General features: G+C 62.5%; 5 protein-coding genes and 1 pseudogene. All 6 read left to right on the forward strand.

Going from position 1 to position 6,051, the window contains the following annotated elements; translation table 11 throughout:
- The first annotated feature begins 30 nt into the window (after positions 1 to 30).
- The gene (locus AC1DWF_RS17455) at positions 31 to 996 is read left to right on the forward strand and encodes an ABC transporter permease (RefSeq protein ID WP_476783894.1); all 966 of its coding nucleotides are present in this window, start codon (positions 31 to 33) and stop codon (positions 994 to 996) included.
- Entirely contained in the window at positions 993 to 1,835 is an 843-nt protein-coding gene (locus tag AC1DWF_RS17460) for an ABC transporter permease (RefSeq protein ID WP_476783895.1), read from the forward strand. The genes AC1DWF_RS17455 and AC1DWF_RS17460 overlap by 4 nt, the downstream gene beginning before the upstream one ends.
- Positions 1,835 to 2,824, forward strand: a complete 990-nt coding sequence (locus tag AC1DWF_RS17465) for an ABC transporter ATP-binding protein (protein ID WP_476783896.1) — start codon at positions 1,835 to 1,837, stop codon at positions 2,822 to 2,824. The genes AC1DWF_RS17460 and AC1DWF_RS17465 overlap by 1 nt, the downstream gene beginning before the upstream one ends.
- Complete coding sequence (locus tag AC1DWF_RS17470; protein ID WP_476783897.1) at positions 2,824 to 3,627, forward strand: ABC transporter ATP-binding protein; 804 nt, start codon at positions 2,824 to 2,826, stop codon at positions 3,625 to 3,627. Before AC1DWF_RS17465 ends, AC1DWF_RS17470 begins: the two co-directional genes overlap by 1 nt.
- Before the next feature lie 224 nt (positions 3,628 to 3,851).
- Positions 3,852 to 5,351 carry an HAL/PAL/TAL family ammonia-lyase gene (locus AC1DWF_RS17475; RefSeq protein ID WP_476783898.1) on the forward strand — a complete coding sequence of 500 codons (1,500 nt, stop codon included), beginning with the start codon at positions 3,852 to 3,854 and terminating at the stop codon, positions 5,349 to 5,351.
- A 562-nt stretch (positions 5,352 to 5,913) separates the two neighbouring features.
- Positions 5,914 to 6,051 (forward strand): annotated as a pseudogene (locus tag AC1DWF_RS17480) (IS6 family transposase); the annotation flags it as partial.

Consider the following 6,051-nt stretch of genomic DNA (forward strand, 5'->3'; position numbering starts at 1 on the left):
TTGTGGCGGACCAGACCCGGAGCCCCGTTCATGAGCAGATCGCAACGGACTGCCGCTTTCATCGCGAGTCGTCTGGCATCGGTGGCGCTGACCATCGCCGGCGCCGCGCTCCTTCTATTCCTGATGGTGCGCCTGGTGCCGGGAGACTTCACCTCGGTGATGCTCGGCCCGCGAGCAACGCCAGAGCTTCGCGCCCAGATAGCCCATGACATGGGCCTCGACCGCAGCCTGCTCGAGCAACTTTGGCTGTTCGCCAGCCGCGCCGCGACCGGCAATTTCGGCGAGGATGTCGTCTCGCGCCGGCCGATCCTCGAGATCGTTCTCGATGTCATTCCCAACACGCTGGCCCTGGCCTTCAGCGCGCTGGCGCTGGCGCTGGTCGTCGGCATTCCGATCGGCGTCATCGCGGCGCTGAAACCGGGGTCGTGGCTCGACAGTGGCTTGGCCCTGCTGTCGATCTCCTTCATCACGACGCCGACGCTGGTGGTCTCGGTCATCCTGTTCCTGATCTTCGCCATCGGCCTGCACTGGCTGCCGGTGGCCGGTGCCGGTGCGCCCGGCGACATCGCGGACCGGCTACGGCACCTGATCCTGCCCAGCGTGGCGCTGGCGCTCGGCTGGGTGGGCTACATCTCGCGCCTGGTGCGTGCGGCGCTGCTCGACACGCTGGCGGAGCTGCATGTGCGCACAATGCGCGCCTATGGTGTATCCGAATACCGTATCGTTGGCCTGTACGCGCTGAAGCTTGCTTTGGTGCCGGTCGTGTCTATCCTCGGCATTGGGCTCGGTGACCTGATCGGCAGTTCGGTCGTCGTCGAGATCATCTTCGCCCGCTCCGGCATCGGCAGCCTGATCTTCAACTCGATCGCGCAACGCAACTACCCCGTGGTGCAGGCCTGCGTCGTCTTTATCGTAGCATTCTACATCGTCGCCAACCTGATGGTTGATATGATCAACGCGCTGCTCGACCCTCGCATCGCGGGGGCCCGCACATGAGCGGACTGGTCGTGACGCTCAAACGCATCTGCTCTGAACGCGACGGCCGGCTTGGGCTGGCCTTCACATTGGCTATCCTCGTGTTCGCGCTGGTCGGCCCGCTTGTCAGTCCCGATCCCAATGCGATCGACATCAAGGCCCGCTTTGCGCAGCCGGGACTGACGCATCTGCTCGGCACCGACAATCTCGGTCGCGACCTGATGGCGCGCACCTCGGTCGGAACGCGCTATGCGTTGACGCTGGCTGTGATGATCGTCGTCATCTCGTCGATCATCGGTTCGGTGATCGGCATTGTCGCCGGCATCGCCGGCGCTTGGATAGATCGGGCGGTGATGGCGGTCTTCGATATCGTCAACGCGTTCCCACCGCTCATCCTGGCCTTCGCGCTGATCGCGCTTTACGGGAAGGGCTCGGCCACCTTCGTGCTGCTGGTCACCGTCGTCTTCATTCCGCAATTCGGCCGCATGGCACGGGCCCGGGCGCACACCTTGCGCAATCTGAGCTTCATCGAAGCTGAGCGCATGCTCGCTGTTCACCCCGTTACCATCGTGGTCAGGCATTACCTGCCCAATGTCGCCGGCCCGGTTATCGTGCTGGCCAGCATGAACCTGCCTGTCGTAATCGCCTTCGAAGCCTCACTCTCCTTCCTCGGCTTTGGCGTACAGCCGCCGAAATCCTCACTGGGCACGCTGATCAAGGACGGCTTCGTGTCGATCAACCAATCCTGGTGGCCGACCATCGCCGCCGCCCTGGTGCTGGCCATTGCCACACTCGGCGCAACCTTGCTCGGCGAGGCGCTGCGGCGTGTCATCGACCCCAAAACAGCGAGTGTGAGCTGATGGCGATTTCTGTGCGCAACCTGTCGGTCGACTATAGCCTGCCACATGGCACCGCGCATGCACTACGCGACGTTTCCCTGGAGATCCAGAAGGGCGAAATGCTCGGGCTGGTCGGCGAATCCGGCAGCGGAAAATCGACCGTCGCCTTCGCGCTGATGGGCCTGCTCGCCAACAATGCCAAGGTTACATCAGGCACAGCGAAGATCGACGGCAAAAGTTTCGACCTAACCAAGCGMAACGCGACGGCGGCGCTGCGCGGCCGTGGAATGGCGATGATCTTCCAGGATCCGATGCTCTCGCTCAATCCGGTGTTCACCGTTGGCACGCAGCTCTGCGAAGTGCTGCGCCGGCGCTCTCCCGGCAGCGACCGCAAGACACGCATAGGGATGGCCGAAGACGCGCTCGACAAGGTCAAGCTGAGCAACCCGCAGCGGCGGATGGGCCAGTATCCGCACGAGCTGTCCGGCGGCATGCGCCAGCGCGTGGTGATCGCCATGGCGCTCTTGTCGGAGCCGGCGCTGCTGATCGCTGACGAGCCGACCACCGCGCTCGACGTGACGGTCGAGGCGCAGATCATGCGCGAGATCATCGGCCTGCGCGACCGCATTGGCTGCGCCGTGCTTCTGATCACCCACAGCCTCGGCTTGGTCACCGAATATTGCGACAAGCTTTCGGTGCTCTATGCCGGCGAAAGACTGGAAAGCGGTACGGTCAACAAAGTGCAGCAACAGCCCGGCCATCCCTATACCCGCATGCTGTTCGACTGCGAGGTGCAGATCGACCGCGAGCGCCATGCCGATGCCTCTGAGAATCGATTCACGGTGATTGCCGGCGAGCTGCCGGATCCGCGCCAGCGGCCGCCCGGCTGTATCTTCAACGGACGCTGCGACGTCTCGTTCGCGGATTGCGCTGTCGTCGATCCCGGCGATTATCTCGTCGGCGATGATGCCGGGCACAGCGCCCGCTGCCTTCGGCTGGAGACGCCGTGATGGACGCGATCTCGATCAACAATGCGCAGTTGCGCTTTGGCGAAACCGCCGCGCTCGACGGCGTCTCGCTCTCCATTCCACAAGACAAATGTTTCGGAATTGTCGGCGAATCCGGCTCCGGCAAGACGACGCTAATGCGCGCCATTCTTGGCCTGCAGAAGCTCGACCAGGGCGAAATCCGCATCCTGGGCAATCCGCTGGTGCACAGCCGCGCGGCACTCAAGCAACGCGCGAGCTTCATCCAGCCGATCTTCCAGGATCCGGCCGCCTCGCTGTCACCGCGCAGCCGCATCAGGACGCTGATGAACGAGGTGGCCACAGTATTGAAGGAGCCAGTCGCGACGACCGATGAGCGGCTGCGCGTCATCCTGAACCGGCTCGGCCTGTCGCAGAGCGTCGTCGACAAATACCCGCACGAGATCAGCGGCGGACAGGCGAGGCGGGTGGCGATTGCCCGGGCGCTGCTGATGAAGCCGTCGATCCTTGTCGCCGACGAGCCGACCGCCGGTCTCGATGTCTCCGTTCAGGGCGATCTACTCAACCTCTTGCAAGACATCAGGCGGTCAGAAAAGATCACGCTTGTCGTCATCAGCCACAATCTGGCGATCGTGCGGCTCATCGCCGAAAACGCTATCGTCATGCGCGCGGGAAAAGTGGTTGAGGGCGGCGACGTTGGGTCGCTATTCAAGTCGCCACGGGAAGCCTACACCCGCGAATTGCTGGCGGCGTGGCCGAGCATCACGCGGGCGGGGCCACCCGCTCTAAGGTTTGAGGTTCAGGATCACGGTGAGCTTGGATTGTGATTCAAGCTCCGGATGGATCGATTTGTGCTGACTGACGCCCAACGGGCGAAGATGGAACCGCATTGCCTCGGCAAGCCGAGCGACCCCGGGCGCGGAAGATCGACGCCATATCAAAGCAGGCACGCGCGCACTTCTGCAGCTCGTTTGCACTCATGAAACAAGGCTGGCGCAAGGCAGCCAATCGGCCATCTCGCACACAAACCAAGCCCTTTCGAGAGCATGCCATGGTAGTATCAATAGACATATCTCCAAGTTGGCGCGACATCGCGCGGATCAGCGATGGTGAGACGCTGGCGCTTGCGCCTGCCGCTTGGGACCGTGTCGTACACGCAAACCGCATCGTGGCGCGCATAGTCGAAAACGGCATACGCGCCTACGGCGTGAACACCGGGGTTGGCGCGCTGTCGAACACAGTGGTCGAACCTGCTTTGCAGCAGCAACTTTCTCGCAACATTATCTTCAGCCACGCTTGCGGGGTTGGTGATCTGCTGCAGGAGCGCAGCATCCGTGCCATCATTGCATCGCAGGTGGCCAATTTTGCGCACGGCCACTCTGGAGTGCGACCAGAGATCGTTCTCAACTTACTGAGCTTCTTGGAGCGCGGCTGCATCCCCGAGGTACCGTCGCGTGGATCGGCGGGGTATCTCACGCACAACGCACACATTGCGCTTGTATTGATCGGCGAGGGCAGGGCGCGTGTCGCGGGGCGTCGAATGAGCGGACGTGACGCCTTGGCAGCCATCGGAGTCGAACCTCTGGTGCTCGGCGCCAAGGAGGGCCTCAGCCTGGTCAATGGCACTGCCTGCGCTACCGGACTTTTGTGTGTGGCATTGGCTCGCGTCCAACGCCTTTTGCGCTGGGCCGATGCAGCGGCGGCTCTAACGCTCGAAGCAGCTGGCTGTCAAATGGCGGCTTTTGACGAGCGCGTGCTCGCCATGCGGCCGTCACCTGGTATCGAGGCGGTAGGCACAACGCTGCGCGGGTTGCTCGAAGGGAGCGGCCTGATCGACGCGGCTCGCGGGCGACGCACTCAAGACGCGCTCAGCCTTCGCGCTGTACCTCATGTGCATGGTGCCGCCCTTGAGGTGATGGAGCGCTCTGCACACCTGGTCGACCGCGAACTGGCTTCCGTCACGGACAATCCTGCAGTGTCGGGTACGCTGGACAACCCATTGGTCTTTTCGCAGGCGCATGCAGTTGCGCCCGCGTTAGGTCAGGCTGCCGACAGTCTGACGATCGCTCTGGCTCAGGTGGCTGCTATGAGCGAGCGACGCATCGACCGTCTGGTCAATCCGCTGGTCAACAATCTGCCGGCGTTTCTCGCAAGTGAAGGCGGCTGCAATTCTGGCTTCATGATTGCGCAGTATACTGCCGCTTCGTTGAGTAACGTGAACCGCCGCCTGGCGGCCCCGGCTGCGACTGACGGGGGTGTTACCTCCGGCTTGCAAGAAGACTTTCTCGCCCATCCGACCGTCGCCGCCAATAAGCTACTAGCCGTTATCGACAATGCCGAATACATCCTGGCAATTGAATTGATGGCCGCAGCACAGGCGCACGACTTCCTGGCTGGCAAGGAAACGCGTGCCCCTCGAACAGATGCGATCTATCGCACTGTTCGCGAGCGCATTGCACACTATGCAGACGACCGCCCGCTATCATGGGATATGGAAACGCTTCGCGATTTCATCCGCGAGGTTGATGTGCCCAAAGGGCCGTCCAAATAGGCGGTATGCGCTCCTGAATCGGGGGAGGCGACACGTCGACCACAAGCTTGAACAGGCAATCTCCGGCCTCAATGAGGGCCGGGGCTCTTTGGCAAACAACGAGACCCGACTGCGTGAACTGAACCGATCTGGCGGGCTCAGACGGCCCGCAATCGGATGGATGATACCGGCAAGGTCTCCAGCTTGGACCCCATCTCCCAGTGCCACCGCTGGTTCGAAGATGCCCCTAACCGGCGCATACGTGAAAGCTTGCCTGCCATCGACCCGCATGGATCGTGGCGGCTCAGCCGGCTCAACGACGGCGTCGGGCAGGATGCCCATATGCTTCAGCACACGCAGCACCCCGTCTCGCGCGAGGGTCTCTCCCTTCCTTGACATAGACGCGCCGCCACCGAGTTCGGTCGTCAAGGCTGGAATGCCTAGCACTTGAGCAGTCGCTGAGAGTGTGGTGGCGCCACCGCCGCCAGAGCCGTCGCTGATCGAGCCGATAGGAGGGTTGTGTTGCAACGTTTTGAATACCGGCACTGTGGCAAGGAGAGCCTCTGACATTTTGGAGGAWTGAATGTTCAAGGGCCGCCAGTTCGACCAGTCAGTGATCCTGCTGTGCGTGCGCTGGTACCTGGCCTACAGTCTGAGCCTGCGTGATCTGGAAGAGATGATGGCTGAGCGAGGCATTGCCGTCGACCACACGACCATTCAC

The organism is Aminobacter sp. P4_D5 (genome assembly GCF_056401815.1).